The organism is Streptomyces sp. NPDC003027, assembly GCF_053591435.1.
This window is the reverse complement of sequence record NZ_JBSFTU010000004.1, coordinates 45,756-63,785: the sequence shown is the minus strand read 5'-3', so window position 1 is coordinate 63,785 and position 18,030 is coordinate 45,756. Positions and strand designations below refer to the sequence as shown.

The 18,030-nt window shown below is 71.8% G+C and carries 14 protein-coding genes; 11 read left to right on the top strand and 3 right to left on the bottom strand.

Annotated elements, in window-relative coordinates; translation table 11 throughout:
• Positions 1-39 precede the first annotated feature (39 nt).
• Positions 40-2,373 carry a malto-oligosyltrehalose synthase gene (gene treY, locus ACWDX6_RS05100; protein ID WP_451483559.1) on the bottom strand — a complete coding sequence of 778 codons (2,334 nt, stop codon included), beginning with the start codon at positions 2,371-2,373 and terminating at the stop codon, positions 40-42.
• Between the two features lie 81 nt (positions 2,374-2,454).
• Here treY and ACWDX6_RS05095 point away from each other — a divergent pair, with 81 nt between their 5' ends.
• Complete coding sequence (locus ACWDX6_RS05095; RefSeq protein ID WP_451483558.1) at positions 2,455-3,819, top strand: MFS transporter; 1,365 nt, start codon at positions 2,455-2,457, stop codon at positions 3,817-3,819.
• On the opposite strand, the gene glgX is transcribed toward ACWDX6_RS05095, so the two are convergent.
• A complete protein-coding gene (gene glgX / locus ACWDX6_RS05090) occupies positions 3,816-5,936 on the bottom strand; it encodes a glycogen debranching protein GlgX (protein WP_451483557.1) in 2,121 nt (706 codons plus the stop codon). The two genes, ACWDX6_RS05095 and glgX, sit on opposite strands and share 4 nt — an antisense overlap.
• A gap of 147 nt (positions 5,937-6,083) precedes the next feature.
• Between glgX and ACWDX6_RS05085 the strand changes: the two genes are divergently transcribed.
• From ACWDX6_RS05085 to ACWDX6_RS05070, 4 genes are all read left to right on the top strand, one after another.
• Entirely contained in the window at positions 6,084-6,929 is an 846-nt protein-coding gene (locus tag ACWDX6_RS05085; RefSeq protein ID WP_451483556.1) for a Tat pathway signal sequence domain protein, read from the top strand.
• A gap of 126 nt (positions 6,930-7,055) precedes the next feature.
• Positions 7,056-8,363 carry a copper amine oxidase gene (locus ACWDX6_RS05080; RefSeq protein WP_451483555.1) on the top strand — a complete coding sequence of 436 codons (1,308 nt, stop codon included), beginning with the start codon at positions 7,056-7,058 and terminating at the stop codon, positions 8,361-8,363.
• Between the two features lie 108 nt (positions 8,364-8,471).
• Positions 8,472-9,731: an SAV2148 family HEPN domain-containing protein gene (locus ACWDX6_RS05075; RefSeq protein WP_451483554.1), complete on the top strand. Its 1,260-nt coding sequence runs from the start codon at positions 8,472-8,474 to the stop codon at positions 9,729-9,731.
• 78 nt (positions 9,732-9,809) lie between these two features.
• Complete coding sequence (locus tag ACWDX6_RS05070) at positions 9,810-10,532, top strand: exonuclease domain-containing protein (protein WP_451483553.1); 723 nt, start codon at positions 9,810-9,812, stop codon at positions 10,530-10,532.
• Between the two features lie 69 nt (positions 10,533-10,601).
• Here the strand turns inward: ACWDX6_RS05070 and ACWDX6_RS05065 are convergent, their stop codons facing one another.
• Positions 10,602-11,465: a phosphotransferase enzyme family protein gene (locus ACWDX6_RS05065; protein WP_451483552.1), complete on the bottom strand. Its 864-nt coding sequence runs from the start codon at positions 11,463-11,465 to the stop codon at positions 10,602-10,604.
• Positions 11,466-11,664: 199 nt separating this feature from the next.
• Here ACWDX6_RS05065 and ACWDX6_RS05060 point away from each other — a divergent pair, with 199 nt between their 5' ends.
• The 6 genes from ACWDX6_RS05060 to ACWDX6_RS05035 all read left to right on the top strand — a co-directional run bounded on the left by ACWDX6_RS05060 (position 11,665) and on the right by ACWDX6_RS05035 (position 18,028).
• Positions 11,665-12,594: a carbohydrate ABC transporter permease gene (locus tag ACWDX6_RS05060; RefSeq protein ID WP_451483551.1), complete on the top strand. Its 930-nt coding sequence runs from the start codon at positions 11,665-11,667 to the stop codon at positions 12,592-12,594.
• Positions 12,591-13,433: a carbohydrate ABC transporter permease gene (locus ACWDX6_RS05055; protein WP_451483550.1), complete on the top strand. Its 843-nt coding sequence runs from the start codon at positions 12,591-12,593 to the stop codon at positions 13,431-13,433. Before ACWDX6_RS05060 ends, ACWDX6_RS05055 begins: the two co-directional genes overlap by 4 nt.
• Entirely contained in the window at positions 13,433-14,731 is a 1,299-nt protein-coding gene (locus ACWDX6_RS05050) for an ABC transporter substrate-binding protein (protein WP_451483549.1), read from the top strand. The genes ACWDX6_RS05055 and ACWDX6_RS05050 overlap by 1 nt, the downstream gene beginning before the upstream one ends.
• A 52-nt stretch (positions 14,732-14,783) precedes the next feature.
• The gene (gene mgt / locus ACWDX6_RS05045) at positions 14,784-15,977 is read left to right on the top strand and encodes a macrolide-inactivating glycosyltransferase (protein WP_451483548.1); all 1,194 of its coding nucleotides are present in this window, start codon (positions 14,784-14,786) and stop codon (positions 15,975-15,977) included.
• Between the two features lie 221 nt (positions 15,978-16,198).
• Positions 16,199-17,401 carry a S8 family peptidase gene (locus ACWDX6_RS05040; RefSeq protein ID WP_451483547.1) on the top strand — a complete coding sequence of 401 codons (1,203 nt, stop codon included), beginning with the start codon at positions 16,199-16,201 and terminating at the stop codon, positions 17,399-17,401.
• Positions 17,402-17,473: 72 nt separating this feature from the next.
• Positions 17,474-18,028, top strand: coding sequence for a DUF1697 domain-containing protein (locus ACWDX6_RS05035; protein ID WP_451483546.1), 555 nt, complete (start codon positions 17,474-17,476; stop codon positions 18,026-18,028).
• Positions 18,029-18,030 lie beyond the last annotated feature (2 nt).

The window sequence follows — 18,030 nt, the reverse complement described above, 5'->3', positions numbered from 1 at the left end:
GGGCCGAGCCGCGCCCCGGGCGCCCCCGCCGGTCGTCGGTCACTCGCGCAGGCGGGCCAGCAAGGCCACCGGGCGCTCGTCGAAGAGTTCCGCGAGCTTGACCTCCGTGGCCGCGCCGCCCGTGAACTCGCGTACGCCGTCGAGCAGATCGGCCCAGCGGCCGTCCGGGAGCACCAGCTCGGTGTCCTGCCAGCCGCCCGCCTCCGCGAGCCGCAGCGGCAGGCGGGTGACCGCCGTGACCACCTCGCCCGCGCGGGCGAAGGCCAGGCAGTGTGCCGCCGCCGGGCCGGACGCGGTCAGCGGGGCGTAGCTCCCCGGCTCCCCGAAGACCTCCGGGCGTTCCCGCCGGAGCCGTAGCGCCGCCCGCACCACCGCCGTCTTGTCGTCGTCCTGGCCGACTGCGAACGGCTGCCGGTTGTCCGGGTCGACCAGCGCCCGGTACTCCCGCTCCGTCCCCTGGTACAGATCCGGGACCCCCGGCATCGTCAGATGCACCAGCGCCGCGCCGAGCATGTGCGCCCGGATGTGCGGCTCCAGGGCGAACGCCGCCTCCGACGCCGAGCGCAGCGGGATACGGCCGGGACCCGCCGCCACGAAGTCGGCGACCGCCCGCTCGTAGCCCTCGTCGGGCTCGGTCCAGCTGGTGTGCAGCCCCGCCTCCCGCACGGACTTCAGCACGGCCGGGCCGAGCCGCGCCGCGTCCGGCGTGCCGAAGCCGAACGCGGTCTGCCACGCCGTCCACGCCAGATGCGGATCGGGCGCCGGGATGCCGGCGACCTGGTCCAGCAACTCCGCCCACACAGCCGGGCACTGGGCGAGGACCGCGATGCCCGCCCGGACGTCCGCGCTGCGCTTGGTGTCGTGCGTGGTCAGCACCGTGCCGGTGGCCGGCCAGTCGCGGGCGAGCCGTGCGCAGTACGCGTGGAACTCCTCCGGCGCGACCGCCGGCCTGCCGGGCTCTCCGCCCACCTCGTTGGCCGAGAGGAGCGGTGTGTAGCGGTAGAAGGCCGTGTCCTCCACGGACTTGGCGCGCAGCGCCGAGGATGTCTGGGCGAACCTGGCCCGGAACGCGCGGTGTGCGGGCCCGTCCCCGAGCCGCCCGAGCGCCAGCTCCCGCACCGTGTCGACGGCCGCGGCCTCCTCCGCCACCGCGAAGGCCGCCTTCGCCCCCCGTGCCGCCTCGGGCGTCAGGACGTCCTCGCCGCCCGTCCGGTAGGCGCGGTAGACCGGGACCCGGACGAGCAGTTCACGGATCGCGGTCAGCAGCGCCCAGGGCGCGTGGTCCCGCAGCTCCGGGTCGGCGGCGCAGATCCGCCCCGCGATCCTGGTCAGCGCGGCCGTCTCCGCGGCCAGTTCATGGGTCACGACCTTGTACGCGGCCCGGCGCGCGGTCGCCTCCCAGCAGCCGCCCCTGTCCGAGGCGCGCCCGACGAACTCGCGGTACACGTCCCGCAGTTCGTCCGCACCGACCGGGTCCACGAAGACCCCGTCGACATACCGCAGGGCGTCGTAGCCGGTGGTGCCGCCGACCGGCCAGTCCGCCGGCAGCGGCTCCGTCCCGGTGAGGATCTTCTCGACCACCGTCCAGCACCGCCCGTCCGTCACCTCCTGGAGCCGCTCCAGATAGCCCTGGGGGTCGGCGAGCCCGTCCGGGTGGTCGATCCGCAGGCCCTCGACGACCCCGTCCCGTACCAGCTCCACGATCTTGGAGTGGGTCGCGTCGAAGACCTCGGGGTCCTCGACCCGGACCCCGATCAGATCCGAGATGGTGAAGAAGCGGCGGTAGTTGAGCTCGGTCCGGGCCAGCCGCCACCAGGCGAGGCGGTACCACTGGGCGTCGAGCAGCTCGGTGAGCGGCAGCCCCTCCGTGCCGTCCCGGAGCGGGAACTCCTGCTCGTCCAGGCGCAGGACCCCGTCCGTCACACGCATCCGCTCCCGTACCTCGGGGAGTCTGGCCGGCAGCACGGGAAGCAGGATCCGCCCGTCTCCCGCCTCCCAGTCGATGTCGAACCAGCGGGCGTAGGGCGAGTCCGGGCCCTCCCGGAGCACGTCGCGCAGGGCGTGGTTGTACCGGGGGGACGCCGCCATGTGGTTGGGCACGAGGTCGACGACCAGCCCCAGACCATGGGCGCGGGCGGTCGCGGCGAGGGAGCGCAGCCCCTCCTCGCCGCCGAGTTCGGCCCGGACGGCGCGATGGTCGGTGACGTCGTACCCGTGAGTGGAACCGGGCACGGCCTCCAGGACCGGTGAGAGATGGAGATGGGAGACACCGAGGCCGGCCAGATGAGGGACGGCACGCTCGGCGGACGCGAACGGGAAGTCCGGCTGGAGCTGCAGCCGGTAGGTGGCGGTGGGCGTGGGCGAGGGCGTCATGCGAACGTACGTACCCCGCTGGGCGGCTTCTGTGTCATCGCCCGATGCGTCCGTTCGTATGTATGGCGTTATTTTCTCGTGATGCTCAGGATGTACCGCGACACGATCTCCCTCCTCGGGCCCGTCCTGCCGGTCGTCTCCTTCCTGGGCCGGCTGCCCACCGCCATGTGCCAGCTCGGCAGCCTGCTCCTGGTCGCCGAGACGAGCGGCTCCCTGACGACGGCGGGGCTGGCGGGTGGCGCCCTCGCGGCCGGCCAGACGGTCGCGGGCCCGGTGCTCGGCCGGCTCGCCGACCGGCGTGGTCAGCGGGGGGTCGTCCTCGCCGCCTCCCTGGCCGACGCGGTCTGCGTCGCCGCTCTCGTGGTCGCGGCGCTCGCCCACGCGGCGACGGGCTGGCTGATGCTGCTCGGCGCGCTCGCGGGGGCGAGCGTGCCGCAGGTCGGGCCGCTGGCCCGGACCCGCTCGGTGGCGCTGGCCCGGCGGAGCGGCGCGGACGACCGGGCGGTGGGGACGGTGCTGTCCTTCGAAGGCACCCTCGACGAGGTCTCCTTCGTACTCGGCCCGGCCCTGGTCGGCCTCGCCGCGGCGCTCGCCCACCCGGCGGCCGCCCTGCTCCTCGCCGCCGCCCTCCTGGCGACCTGCGGCACGGCGTTCGCCCTGCACCCGTCGGCCCGGGAGGCCGAGGACCGCGGCGCCGGGAAGCCGGACGCCATCACCCGTACGGGTGCCGCCGAACGGGCGCGACTGCCCGGGGCCGCGTACGCCCTCCGGGTCACGATGGTGCTGCAGGGTGCCATGTTCGGGGCCTCGCAGGCCGGGATCACCGCGCTCACCGAGAAGCTCGGGGCACAGGCCCAGGCAGGTCTCGTCTACGCCGCCATGGGAGTGATGAGCGCGGCCGTCGGACTCTCGATGGCCGCGGTGCCCGCGCGGATCGGACTGTCGACCCGCTGGCGCGCGGCCACGGTCGCGCTCGTCGTCCTCTCCCTCCCGCTGCTCCTCGTCGACTCCCTGGGGGCGCTGTACGCGGTGGTGATCGTCCTCGGCGCCGCCTACGCGCCGCACCTCATCACCGTCTTCGGCCTCACCGAGCGGACCGTCCCGGCCGGCCGGCTGGCCGAGGCGATGGCGTACCTGACCAGCGGGGTCGTCGGCGGCCAGGCACTCGCCCTCGCGCTTTCCGGCCGTCTGGCGGAGCGCCACGGGGCGCCCGCCGCGTTCGCCGTGGCGGTCGTCGCGGCCGCGCTGTGCGCGGTGCTGTCCTGGACGGTCCGGTTCCGCTCCGACACCGGACCGCACGGAGCGGCCGACCGCGAGCAGCAGCGCCTGACCCGCGGCGGCCACGGAGACAGCTCCGCCGGCGAAGCCGCGGCCCCGGCCGGGACCGCGACTCCGCCGACGGCGGCCCGGGCCGAAGGACCCGGGCCGGAAGCCCCGGCGCGCTAGGCCGGTCGGCGCAGCACCGTGAGGCTGAGCGGCGCCAGTGTCACCCGTTCGCCCGCCGCCACCTTGGGGCCCTCCTGGGGCGGGATGCCCTCCGGGTGGGAGGTGTCGACCACGACACGCCAGGTCTGGCCGTGGTTGACCGGCACCTCGAACTCCAGCTCCTGCGAGGACGCGTTGAACATCAGCAGGAAGGAGTCGTCGGCGATCCGCTCACCCTGCGGCCCCGGCTCCGAGATCGCGTTGCCGTTGAGGAAGACCGACAGCGCCTGCGCGTGCGCCGCCTGCCAGTCCCGTGCGGTCATCTCCACGCCCTCCGGCGTGAACCAGGCGATGTCGGTCAGCTCGTCGTGCGTGCCCTCCACCGGCCGCCCGTGGAAGAAGCGGCGGCGCCGGAAGACCGGATGGTCGCGGCGCAGCCGCACCATCGCCCGGGTGAACTCCAGGAGCGTGCCCTCCTCCTCGGCCCCCGGCTCCGGCCAGCGCACCCACGACACCTCGTTGTCCTGGCAGTAGGCGTTGTTGTTGCCGCCCTGCGTCCGCCCGAACTCGTCGCCGTGGCTGAGCATCGGCACGCCCTGCGAGAGCATCAGCGTCGCCAGGAAGTTGCGCATCTGGCGGGCGCGCAGCTCCCTGATGCCGATGTCGTCCGTGTCGCCCTCGGCGCCGCAGTTCCAGGACCGGTTGTGGCTCTCCCCGTCCCGGTTGCCCTCGCCGTTCGCCTCGTTGTGCTTCCCGTCGTACGAGACGAGATCGCGCAGCGTGAAGCCGTCGTGGCAGGTCACGAAGTTCACCGAGGCCAGCGGGCGCCGGCCGTCGTCCTGGTAGAGGTCGGACGAGCCGGTCAGCCGGGAGGCGAACTCGGCGAGCGTCCGGGGCTCGCCCCGCCACAGATCCCGTACGCAGTCGCGGTACTTCCCGTTCCACTCCGTCCAGAGTGGCGGGAAGTTGCCCACCTGGTAGCCGCCCTCGCCCACGTCCCAGGGTTCGGCGATCAGCTTGACCTGGCTGACCACCGGGTCCTGCTGCACCAGGTCGAAGAAGGACGACAGCCGGTCCACCTCGTGGAACTGCCGGGCGAGGGTCGCCGCCAGGTCGAAGCGGAAGCCGTCGACATGCATCTCGGTGACCCAGTACCGCAACGAGTCCATGATCAGCTGGAGCACGTGCGGGGACCGCATGAGCAGCGAGTTCCCGGTCCCGGTGGTGTCGGTGTAGTACCGGGGGTCGTTCGAGAGCCGGTAGTACGAGGGGTTGTCCAGGCCCTTCAGGGAGAGCGTCGGGCCCAGGTGGTTGCCCTCGGCGGTGTGGTTGTAGACCACGTCGAGGATGACCTCGATCCCCGCCTGGTGCAGGGCCCGGACCGCCGACTTGAACTCCAGGACCTGCTGGCCCCGGTCGCCCCAGGAGGCGTAGGCGTTGTGCGGGGCGAAGAAACCGATGGTGTTGTAGCCCCAGTAGTTCGCCAGGCCCGCGTCCACCAGACGGTGGTCGTTGACGAACTGGTGCACGGGCATCAATTCCAGCGCCGTGACACCCAGTTCCTTGAGATGGCCGATCACCGAGGGATGTGCGAGGCCCGCGTACGTGCCGCGCAGCTCCTCCGGCAGCTCCGGGTGGAGCATTGTCAGGCCCTTCACATGCGCTTCGTAGATCACCGTGCGGTGATAGTCCGTGCGCGGACGCCGGTCGTCGCCCCAGTCGAAGTACGGGTTGACCACGACCGAGGTCATCGTGTGGGGCGCGGAGTCGAGGTCGTTGCGGGAGTCCGGCCGCCCGAAGTGGTAGCCGTACACCGCCTCGCCCCAGTCGATCGAGCCCGAGACCGCACGGGCGTACGGGTCGAGGAGCAGCTTGGCGGAGTTGCAGCGAAGCCCGCGCTCCGGCGCGTACGGACCGTGGACACGGAATCCGTACCGCTGGCCCGGCATCACACCCGGCAGATAGGCGTGGCGGACGAAGGCGTCCGTCTCGCGCAGCTCCACCGCGGTCTCCGAGCCGTCGTCATGGATCAGACACAACTCGATTCTGTCGGCGGCCTCCGAGAAGACCGCGAAGTTCGTTCCGGCGCCGTCGTAGGTGGCGCCCAGGGGATACGCCTGTCCCGGCCAGACCTGCATAGATAAGACTCTTCCATTCTGATCCGGGTGTGGGGGTGCACTCCGGCCAAATCCTGCCCGAAAGTCGGGCAACCTCCTAGGACTTCGGTCCGTCCTACCGGGTGACCGCTGTGAAATCGGGGAGAACTGCAGCAGAAGGGGGGAAGTGTGCACGAAATAGTGCGCCGCCATCTGGGGAAGGTGCTGGCGGGCGCGGCCATGGCGGTGACGGGGACCGCCGTCATGGTCGGTATCACCCTGCCGGGGACCGCGGGCGCCGACGACACGCCGAGGACCGGTGTCGCGGACGGCCGTGGTGCCTCGTCCGGCCCGGGCGAGGGCCCGGGGGCCGACGCCGGCGGCACGTCCGACGGAACCGCGCCGGAGCCCGCGAAGGTGGCCGCCGCGCCGCCCGAGGGGAAGAAGGGGGTGGGCACCGACCCGCTCACCGACGACGAGCTGAAGCGGGCCGAGGAGCTGGCGCTGACCCCGCCGGCCAGGGCCGCGCAGCGCGACGTCGAAGGGACCCGGGGACCACAGCACCTGGCCACCGAACTGGCCGACCCGCGTCCGGAGGAGGCCGACGACCCCGCCGCGCCACGCCGCGCCGAGGTGCGGTTCTACGACTACGAACGCGACGAGCTGATCACGCGTACCGTCAACCTGGCCACCGGGAAGGTGGAGAGCGCGGCCGCCCAGCGCGGGGTGCAGCCCTCGGCGCACCCGGAGGAGCTGCGCGAGGCGCTGGAACTCATCCTGAGGAGCCCGCTCGGCAACGGCGTCCGGGAGGACTACAAGGACGCCACGGGCAAGGCGCTGACCTCGGCGGACCAGCTCTGGTTCAACGGGGACGTCTACCGCCCCTACCGCGAGGCCGAGGTCCCCGCGGCGCTCACCGCCTGTGGTGAGCACCGGTGTGTCCGCCTGGTCACCAAGGTCCACAACGGTTCCTGGATCGACACGCGGAATCTGATCGTCGACCTCAGCGCCCGGACCGTCACCCGCGTCGGCTGACCGGCCCGTCCGGTCGTCCGGCCGTCCGGGAACGTCCGATCGCTCAGTCGCCCGGTCTCTCGCGCGGCCCGACCACCCGCGCATCCATCCGCCTTCCGCACTTCCGTACGAGGGAGTTCGTCCATCATGTCCACCCCGTCGCTCTCGCGCGCCCGCAGGCACGGCGCCGTGCTCGCCGCGGCCGCCCTGCTCGGCACCGCCACGGCCGCCGCCGGACCCGCGACCTCCGCCACCGCGGCACCCGCCGCGCCCACACCGCCCCGCGCCGACTGCTCCGCCGCGTACCGCATCGAGCAGAAGCTCGACGGCGGCACCACCTGGCGGATGTGCTGGCGCTACGACACCGACTCCGGGCTCGTCCTGGACAAGGTCACCTACCAGCCCAAGGGCGCGAGCGCCCCGATCCGGGTGCTCACCAGCGCCAAGCTCGCCCAGATCCATGTGCCGTACGACGACGGCAACGCCGAGTACGACGATCTCACCGGCGCCGGGTTCGGCTGGGGTCTGCAGAACCTGAAGCCGGCCGAGTGCCCCGGCGGCACGATCACCTCCGTGAAGGTGCCGGAGATGGGCAAGGTCGACGGCCTGTGCACCACGACCCGGGCGCGCGGGCACGCGTACCGGATGGCCAACGACGAGGGCACCAAGGTCTGGCAGGCCCAGGGCAAGGACCTGCTCGTCTACACCGTGAACAAGGTCGCCTGGTACGAGTACATCACCGAGTGGCGCTTCTCCTCCGACGGCACGATCGCGGCCAACGTCGGTGCCACCGGCAGCCTCTCGCCCGCCGACTACAGCGCCACCGACGGCCGCGGCTGGCCCATCGGCCCCGGCGCCCGCTCCTACGCCACCAGCCACGCCCACAACGTCTTCTGGCGGCTCGACTTCGGCCTCGACGGCAGCGTCAAGGACCGGATCGAGCAGTACGACTCCAAGGTCACCGCGCCCAGCGGCAACGGCGGCCCGACCGTGAGGACCACCCGCACCCCCGTCACCAAGGAGCTCGCCGGGGACGCGAAGAACATGCGCTGGTGGCGGGTGGTCAGCGCGACCGGCAAGAACAAGGACGGCCACCCCCGTTCGTACGAGATCGTGCCCGGCCCCTCGAACACCCATGCCGGCCGCGGCTTCACCAAGCACGACATCTACTTCACGCAGAGCCGTGCCTGCGAGCAGTTCGCCAGCAACAACATCCTCGACTGTGGCCGAAACGCGCCCGACAGCGTGGACAAGTGGGTCAACGGGGAGACGCTGACCGACCCCGCCGTCTGGGTCAACATCGGGTTCCACCACATCGCCCGGGACGAGGACCAGCAGCCGATGCCCGTCCACTGGCAGGGTTTCCAGCTCGCACCCAGGGATGTAACCGCTATGAATCCGCTCACTCCGCCCGATCTCGCCAACCAGAACGGCACACCGAATCAGGGGAGTTGAGCAAGGAGCCTGGCGATCCTGCTGCACCGCCTCCCGCTCCCGGAGTACCCTTCCTTGATCTTGTCGGACTGGTCAGACGGGCGTCCAGGAGCAGAAGGCGGTGCGCGGGTGAGCTCGGGAGGTCTGGAGCTGCCCCCAGGTGACACGGGTCACGAGGGGAGCTCCCCCGAACCCGGTGAGGTGCCGCCCGGAGCGGTCTCCGTCGCCAGGCCGATGGAGATCGGGGCGGAGCTCGACTGGGGCGCCGACGCCTGGAGCGAGGTGCGCACCCGGGCCCAGCGCGCCGGGCGGGCCTACATCTGGCTGAATCTCGTCGAGCAGCGGCTGCGGGCCGTGGTGGCGGCGGTCCTGCGACCCGTCTACGAGCCGGTGCACGGCGAGGACTGGGTGGTGGCCGCGGCCGGTCCGGCCGGCCAGGAGTGGGTGCAGCGGGCCGTCGCGGTCCGGGAGGTCTCGCGGCGCAAGGGATATCTCCTCGACCCGGCCGACGACAACGTTCTCAGCTTCCTCACGCTCCCGCAGCTGCGGGAGCTGATGGTGCAGCACTGGCCGTGCTTCGAGCCGTACTTCGACGACCGGCGCGAGGTGGAACTCGCGTTGGACGAACTGGAGGTGACGCGCAATGTCGTCTCCCGCAACCGGGCCCTGTCGCTGACGGTGCTCGCCCAGTCCGAGCGGGCCTCCGCCCGGCTCCTGGAGATCCTCGGGACCGGGGCCGGGGTGCCGTCGGCCGACCGGCTGCCGGTCGACGCCGTCGAGGACCTCGTCGGCGACCGGTACGCCGACGTGGTCTCCGTCCACCCCGACCGGGTCAGGCTCCAGCGGCAGCTGCCGGCCGAGGACCTCTTCGGCGGGGCCCGGCGCCTCGACGCCACCGGCATAGGCCTGAATCTCCTGGTGCAGAACTTCTCCGGGCGGCGGCTCGTCCGGCTGGCCGAGTCAGGCTGCCGGATACGGCTCCTCTTCCTCAACCCGGCCAGCAGCGCCGTCAAGCGGCGCGAGCGGGAACTCGGCCTGAAGAAGGGGGAGCTGAGCCGCTCGGTGGAGATGAACATCCTTCATATGCGGCGGGTCCGCTCCAAGCTGCGCGACCCCGGCGCCTTCCAGATCCACGTCTTCGACGAGACCCCGCGCTTCACCGCCTACCTCGTCGACGGCGACGGGCCGGACGGCGTCGGCGTCGTCCAGTCGTATCTGCGGCGGGCGCGGGGGATGGAGGCGCCGGTCCTCGTACTGCGCGGGGGTGGGCGGAACGTGGTGCGCTCGGGCCGGCAATCCGGGGACAACGGGGTCGGCGAACACGGGCTTTTCGAGACATACAGGGAGGAGTTCGAGTCGGTGTGGCTCGACTCCCGGCCCGTCTCGTGAGGTCGTCGCGGACGGCGTTGTCAGTGGCGCGTGCGAGGGTGTTCAGCACCACGGGGGAGATCACGTAAGGAGGACCCGATGGCTTGGCATGGGGAAGAGCTGGTCGGCTTCGACCTGGAGACGACGGGCACCGAACCGCTGGAGGCCCGGATCGTGACGGCCTCGGTCGTCGGCGTCCACGACGGACGGGTGGTACGGCAGCGCGACTGGCTCGCCGACCCCGGGATCCGCATCCCGGCGCAGGCGTCCGCGATCCACGGCATCAGCAGCGAGCGGGCGGCGGCCGAGGGGCGGCCGGTGCGCGAGGTCGCCGACGAGATCGCCGAGACGCTGACCGGCTACTGGGCCCAGGGCGTGCCGGTCGTGGCGTACAACGCGGCCTTCGACCTGACCCTGCTCTCCGCCGAACTGCGCCGCCACGGCCTTCCCTCGCTGAGCGAACGACTCGGCGGCGCCGCCACGGGTCCGGTCATCGACCCGTACACCATCGACCGGGCCGTCGACCGCTACCGCCGGGGGAAGCGGACCCTGGAAGCGGTCTGCGGCGAGTACGGCGTGGTCCTCGAAGCGGCCCACCAGGCGGCCGCCGACGCCCTGGCCGCCGTGCGGGTGGCCGTCGCGATAGCCGGCCGGCACCCGTCGGTCGCCGCGCTGAGCCCGGACGAGCTGCACGCACGCCAGATCGGCTGGTACCGCGACTGGGCCGAGGACTTCCAGGACTTCCTGCGCCGCAAGGGCAGCACGGACGCGGTCGTCGACCCGTCCTGGCCGCTGCGGGAGGCCGTGGTCGTGGCGGGCTGACCCGCACCGAAGCCGCGCGGGGTCGGAGGGACGCACCCGTACCCGGCGGCGGCCAGGGCCGGAACGTGGTCAGAACGGATACCAGCGCACCCCGGGGTCGCCGTCCCGCAGCGAGGCGACCCGCCGCTCGAACTCGGCCAGGGCCTTGGGGTTCGTCGGCGCGTGCTGGGCCACCCACGCGCAGCTCGCGGTCTCCCGGGCCCCGCGCAGCACCGCGCACCCCTCCCACTCCCGGACGTCCCAGCCGTACGCCTCGGTGAACGCGTCGTACGCGGCCGGGTCGAGCCCGTACCGGTCGCGGGAGAGGGCGAGCACCACGAGGTCGTGCTCGCGCAGATCGGAGGAGAAGGTCTCCAGGTCGACCACGACCGGCCCCTCCGGGCCGACATGGACGTTGCGGGGCAGCGCGTCACCGTGGATCGGGCCGGGAGGGAGGTGAGGGGTGAGCGCGGCCGCCGCGGGCGCGAAGGCGTCGCGCCGCGCGCGCAGATACGCCGCGTCGGCCGGGTCGATGGCGTCGCCCGCCAGCCGCAGCCAGCGCTCGACCCCGCCGAGCAGTTCACGGCGGGGGAGCGTGAACGAGGCGGGCTCGCCCAGGGCGTGGATCCGGCGGAGCAGCGGGGCCAGGTCGTGCGGCTCGGCGGGACGCACGGCCTCCGGCAGCCGGTGCCAGAGGGTGACCGGGTGGCCCTCCACCAGACGCGGCTTCGGCTCCGCCGCCCGTACCGCCGGTACGCCGGCTTCGGCGAGCCAGTCGGCGAGCGCCAGCTCCCGCTCGGCGCGGGCCAGCAGCTCCGCGTCCCGGCCGATCTTGATCACGAGATCGCCCGACGCGAAGACCGCGTTCTCGCCGAGCGCGAGCAGCGATGCCTCCGGCTCCCGGGCCGGCAGCTCCGCGGCGGCCAGGACCTCCCGTGCCCGCTCCTCGTCCATACGTCTCTCCGTCTCCGACCGATGGGGTCCGCCCGATGGGCTCCGACCGATGAGGTCCGCCCGGTGCTGTGCGAATCAGCCAAAGTCTCGCATCCACGCAGGTGGCCTTGACGGACCGACGGCTCGTCAGGACCATGACGGAGGCCAGTCCAACCTTGCATAAGCCGCACAAGCGGCATAAGGGGTCGAGCCTGTGGGTGTGGTGACCGCGACGAAGCGGTCCGGCGGACCGGCGACCGCCGGCAAGGAGCCCGGTCGCGGGGGGAGCCACGGTGCCTGGTTCCTCGTGCTCCCCGCGCTGATCCCGATCCTGATCCTCAGCGTCGGCCCCCTCCTCTACGGCATCGCGCTCGCCTTCACCGACGCCCAGTCGGGCCGCACCCAGCCCACGCGGTGGGTGGGTACCCTCAACTTCCAGGACCTGCTCCACGACACCCTCTTCTGGGACTCGTTCCGGATCGGCCTGCTGTGGGCCGTCGGCGTCACCGTCCCGCAGTTCCTGCTCGCCCTCGGCCTGGCGCTGCTGCTCAACCAGAACCTCCGCTTCCGCTGGCTGGCCAGGGCGCTCGCGATCATCCCCTGGGCGATGCCCGAGGTCGTCGTCGGCATCATGTGGCGGCTGGTCTACAACCCCGACGCCGGCATCCTCAACGAGACCGTCCGCGACCTGGGCCTCGGTGACGGACGCGACTGGCTCACCGGGCTCGCGACCGCGCTGCCGGCGGTCATCGTCGTCGGCATCTGGGCGGGCATGCCGCAGACGACGGTCGCCCTCCTCGCCGGACTCCAGAACACCCCGCACGAACTCCACGAGGCGGCCGCCCTCGACGGGGCGGGCGCCTGGCGCCGCTTCCGTACCGTCACCTGGCCCGCCCTCAGGCCCGTCGCCCTCGCCATCACCGCCCTCAACTTCATCTGGAACTTCAACTCCTTCGCCCTGGTCTACGTCCTGACCAACGGCGGACCCGGCGGCCGCACCCGGCTGCCCATGCTCTTCGCCTATGAAGAGGCCTTCCGCTACGGGCAGTTCGGCTACGCCGCCGCGATGGGCTGTGTGATGGTCGCCGTCATCTCCGTGCTCCTCGCCCTCTATCTCGTCGGACGGCTGAAGGGGGAACAGGACCGGTGAGCACGCTCCGCACCCGAGGGCCCGCGCGGATCGGCCAGTACGTCGCGCTCCTCGCGTATCTGGTCTTCCTCGCCTTCCCGTTCCTCTGGCTGATCTCCACCGCCTTCAAACCCGCCCCTGAGCTGGGCTCGCTCCACCCCACCTGGATCCCGAACGACCCGACGCTCGCCAACTTCCGGCAGGCCTTCGACGAACAGCCGCTGCTCCGCGCCGCCGGGAACAGCCTGGTGGCCGCCGTCTGCGCGGCCCTGATCGCCGTCGCCATCGCCACCCCGACGGCCTATGTGATGGCCCGCCACCGCGGCAGGCTCGCGACCGCGGCCACCGGCTGGGTCGTGGTCAGCCAGGCCTTCCCCTTCGTCCTGGTGATCATTCCGCTCTTCCTCGTCCTGAAGAACCTGCACCTGATCAACAGCGTCTTCGGCCTGGTCATGGTGTACGTCGTCTGGTCGCTGCCGTTCGCGCTGTGGATGCTCACCGGGTACGTCCGGGCCGTCCCGGCCGAGCTGGAGGAGGCCGCGGCCGTCGACGGCGCAGGCAGGCTCCGTACGCTCGTCTCGGTCACCGCCCCGCTGCTCGCCCCCGGCATCGTCGCCACCGCGCTCTTCGCCTTCGTCACCGCGTGGAACGAGTTCTTCTTCGCGCTCGTCCTGCTCAAGACCCCGGAGAAGCAGACCCTGCCGGTCGTCCTCACCCACTTCCTCGGCGCCGAGGGCGTCGCCGACCTCGGCCCCCTGGCCGCGGCGGCCTTCCTCGCCACCCTGCCCTCGCTCGTCGTCTTCGCGATCATCCAGAAACGGATCACCGGCGGGATGCTGACCGGGGCGGTGAAGTCCTGATGCGGGCACGGGCGTTCACCGCCGCGGCCGCCGCGCTCGTCGTGCTGCTCACCGGCTGCGCCTCGGACGGGGACGGTCGGGATGATGGGAGGATCCGGCTCCGCTTCCAGTCGCTGGCCTGGCAGCAGGAGTCGGTCGACGCCAACAAGGAGCTGGTGGCGGAGTGGAACGCCGCCCATCCCGACATCCAGGTCGACTACGTCCAGGGCAGCTGGGACTCCGTCCACGACCAGCTCCTGACCTCCTTCGAGGGCGGGGAGGCGCCGGACATCATCCACGACGCCTCCGACGACCTGGCCGACTTCGCCTACGGCGGCTATCTCGCCGATCTCACCCACCTCCTCCCCGAACGGCTGCGCGCCGACATCCCGGCGCACAGCTGGGAGACGACGACCTTCGGGGACGGGATCTACGGCGTGCCGTTCCTCCAGGAGCCGCGCCTGATCATGGCGAACAAGAAGATCCTCGAGTCCTCCGGTGCCCGGATCCCGACCCCCGACCGGCCCTGGAGCTGGGAGGAGTTCCGTCGGGTGACCAAGGAGCTGACGGCGACGATGGGCGAGGGGAGGTACGCGATCGCCTGGCCGCTGAAGGAGCCGGTCTCCGTCAGCCTCAACCTGGGCCTCTCGGCGGGGGGACAGCTCTTCCACCGGGGCGAGGACGGCAAGGTCGCCATCCGCTTCGGCGAGGCGGACGGCGTCGTGCCCGGCACCATCCACGACCAGGTCAACACCGACCTCAGCGCCTCGCGCTCCACGCTCGGCACGGGCGGCTCCGACGCCCTGCCCGGCTTCTTCGGCGGTAAGTACGCGATGGTCCCGCTGGGCTTCTCGTACCGGCAGCAGATCGCCCAGCAGGCGCCGAAGGGCTTCGAGTGGATCGTGCTGCCCGCGCCCGCCGGGAAGGACGGTCTCGCCCAGGGCGTCAGTCCGCAGACGCTCTCCATCGCCGAGGACAGCCCGTACAAGAAGGAGGCGGCGCGCTTCCTCGACTTCTTCCTCCAGCCGCGGAACATGGTCCGCCTCGCTCGGGGCGACTGGATGCTGCCGACCGGCACGGCCGCGCTCGCCGATCCCTCCCTGCACACCACGAAGGACGGCTGGGCCACCGGAGCGGCGGTGGCGCGCCATCTGCGCTCCGCTCCGGCGCAGTCGGTGCGGGGCTACGCCGAGTGGAAGGACAAGGTGGCGACCCCGGCCTTCCAGGAGTACTACAGCGGGGCGATCGACGCCGCCGAGCTGCGCAAACGCCTGGTGGAGGACGGCAATCTCGTGCTGGCCCGATACCAGCGGGACTGAGCGGGCCGAGCATTGGGTGGACGAGACGTCTCGTCTCGTTTAGGGTGGGGTCATGACCGCCACCCCACGCGCCCATATCGCCATGTTCTCCATCGCCGCCCACGGCCATGTGAACCCGAGCCTGGAGGTGATCCGCGAGCTCGTCGCCCGCGGGCACCGCGTCAGTTACGCGATCCCCGCCTCCTTCGCCGAGAAGGTCGCCGCCACCGGGGCCACCCCTGTCGTCTACGCGTCCACGCTTCCGACGGACGACGCCCCGGAGGCGTGGGGCACCGAACTGATCGACAACATCGAGCCGTTCCTGAACGACGCGATCCAGGCGCTGCCGCAGCTCGCCGAGGCGTTCGACGCGGACCGGCCGGATCTCGTCCTGCACGACATCACGGCGTACCCCGCGCCGGTCCTCGCCCACCGGTGGGGCGTGCCCACCGTCGGACTCTGGCCGAATCTCGTTCCCTGGGAGGGGTACGAGGAGGAGGTCGCCGAGCCCATGTTCGCCGAACTCAAGGCGTCCGAACGGGGCAAGGCCTACTACGCGCGCTTCGGGTCCTGGCTCGCCGAACACGGTGTCGACACCCCTCCCGACCGGCTCATCTCGCGACCGCGCAGGGCGCTCGTGCTCATCCCCGAGGCGCTCCAGCCGCACGCCGACCGGGTCGACACCTCCGTCTTCACCTTCGTCGGCGCCTGCCAGGGCGAGCGGGCGGACCAGGGGGAGTGGCGGCGGCCCGCCGGCGCCGCAAAGGTCGTCCTGGTCTCCCTCGGCTCCGCCTTCACCAGGCAGCCGGACTTCTACCGGGCGTGCGCCGAGGCGTTCGCGGACCTTCCCGACTGGCATGTCGTGCTGCAGATCGGCACGTTCGTCGATCCCGCCGATCTCGGCGAGCTGCCGGCCAACGTGGAAGTGCACTCCTGGGTGCCGCAGTTGGCCATCCTGAGGCAGGCCGACGCGTTCATCACGCACGCCGGGGCCGGAGGCAGTCAGGAGGGACTGGCCACCGCGACGCCGATGGTCGCGGTCCCGCAGGCCGTCGACCAGTTCGGCAACGCCGACATGCTCCAGTCCCTGGGGGTGGCCCGGCACCTGCCGATGGCGGAGGCGACGGCGGACCGGCTGCGCGAGGCCGTGCTCGCCCTCCTGGAGGACCCCCAAGTAGCCCTGCGAGCCCGGGAGATACAGGCGGCCATGGCGCGCGAAGGAGGGACGCGCCGCGCGGCGGATCTGATCGAGTCCGAACTGGCGTAGCGGCAGAGCGGCGAAGGCCCCCGGCAACCCGGGGGCCTTTTTCCCGGCCCGAGTTGAGAGAGATGACCGCTTTATTATTAAGAAACCTTGCTGAATAAGTCACAGCTGTGTGAAGGCCTTGATTTGCACTCGTCAATCGGTCAGGGTTTCGAACCAGCTACCGGAGATCTTCCTTCCCGTAGCCCAACCCCCCACAAATCCTGACGAGGAGCCCCCTCTTCATGGCAACACACAAGCGTGTCCGCAGGACGAAGCTCATCACCGTCGCCACCGCGATCGCGGCTGCGACCGGCGTCACCGTCCTCACCTCCCCGTTCGCCGGCGCGGCCCCCACGCCCGCCGAGGGAACGGTCTTCGGGCTCGGCGCCGAAGGCGCGGTCGCCGGAAGCTACATCGTTCTGCTGGACGAGAAGGCCGACAAGGGCGACCTGGCCGAGGAGTACGGCGGCACCCTGCGCCGCAGCTACGACTCCGCCGTCAACGGCTTCTCGGTCAACGGCCTCTCGGAGACCGAGGCCAAGCGCCTCGCCGCCGACCCGGCCGTCGCCAAGGTCGTCCAGAACAAGAAGTTCTCCATCAACGCCACCCAGACCGACCCGCCGTCCTGGGGTCTGGACCGGGTCGACCAGGCCGACACCGCCGGGGACGCGAAGTACACCTACCCCGACAGCGCCGGCGAGGGCGTCACCGCCTACGTCATCGACACCGGAGTCCGCGTCGGCCACAAGGACTTCGGCGGCCGCGCCACCGACGGCTTCGACGCCATCGACAACGACGAGACCGCCCAGGACGGCAACGGCCACGGCACCCATGTGGCCGGCACCATCGCCGGCTCCACCTACGGCGTCGCCAAGAAGGCCAAGATCGTCGCCGTCCGCGTCCTCGACGACAACGGCTCCGGCACCACCGAACAGGTCATCGCCGGCATCGACTGGGTCACCCGGAACCACCAGGGTCCCTCCGTCGCCAACATGAGCCTCGGCGGCGGCGCCGACCCGGCGCTCGACGAGGCCGTCAAGAAGGCCATCGCCTCGGGCGTCACCTTCGGCGTCGCGGCCGGCAACGAGTCCGCCGACGCCGGCGCCGGCTCCCCGTCCCGCGTCCAGGAGGCGATCACCGTCGCCTCCTCGACCAAGGACGACGAGCAGTCCGGCTTCTCCAACTTCGGCGCCGTCGTGGACCTCTACGCCCCCGGCTCGGACATCACCTCCGCCTGGAACGACAGCGACAGCGGCACGAAGACCATCTCCGGCACCTCCATGGCCACCCCGCACGTGGTCGGCGCCGCCGCCGTCTACCTCGCCGGGCACCCCGGTGCCACCCCGGACCAGATCGCCCAGGCGCTGGTCGGCGGAGCCACCGCGGACAAGATCAGCAACCCCGCCCAGGGCACCGCCAACAAGCTGCTCAAGATCGTCGAGTAGCGGCGCCCGACCCCTGACCGCGGCCGCCGCGCCCTCCCCCACGGGGCGCGGCGGCCGTCCTATCGTGTGACCATGACGACGACGTACGCCGCCCTGCTGCGCGGGATCAATGTGAGCGGTCACCGCAAAGTGCCCATGGCACAGCTCCGTTCACTCCTCGAAGAGCTCGGCCACCGCGATGTCCGCACCTATCTGCAGAGCGGGAACGCCGTCTTCACCACCGACGCCGACGACCTGAGCGAGGAGCAGCTCACCGAGGCCGTCGAGGACGCCATCGAGAAGCGGTTCGGCTTCCGCGTCGACTGCCTCGTCCGCGGCGCGGAGTACCTCGCCGCCGTCGCCGACGCCTGCCCCTTCCCCGCCGCCGAACTCGAAGGCAGACAGCTCCACGTCACGTACTACTCCCGGCCCGTCGGACCCGAGAGGTTCGCCGCCATCGACCAGGCCGCCTTCCTGCCCGAGGAGTTCCGGCTCGGCGACCGCGTCCTCTACCTCTACGCGCCCGACGGCCTCGGCCGCTCCAAACTGGCCGAAGCGGTCTCCCGGCCCTCCCTGCTCAAGGGCGTCGTCGCCACGACGCGCAACTGGAACACCGTGGCCAAGCTGGTGGAGATGACCCGGCACTGACC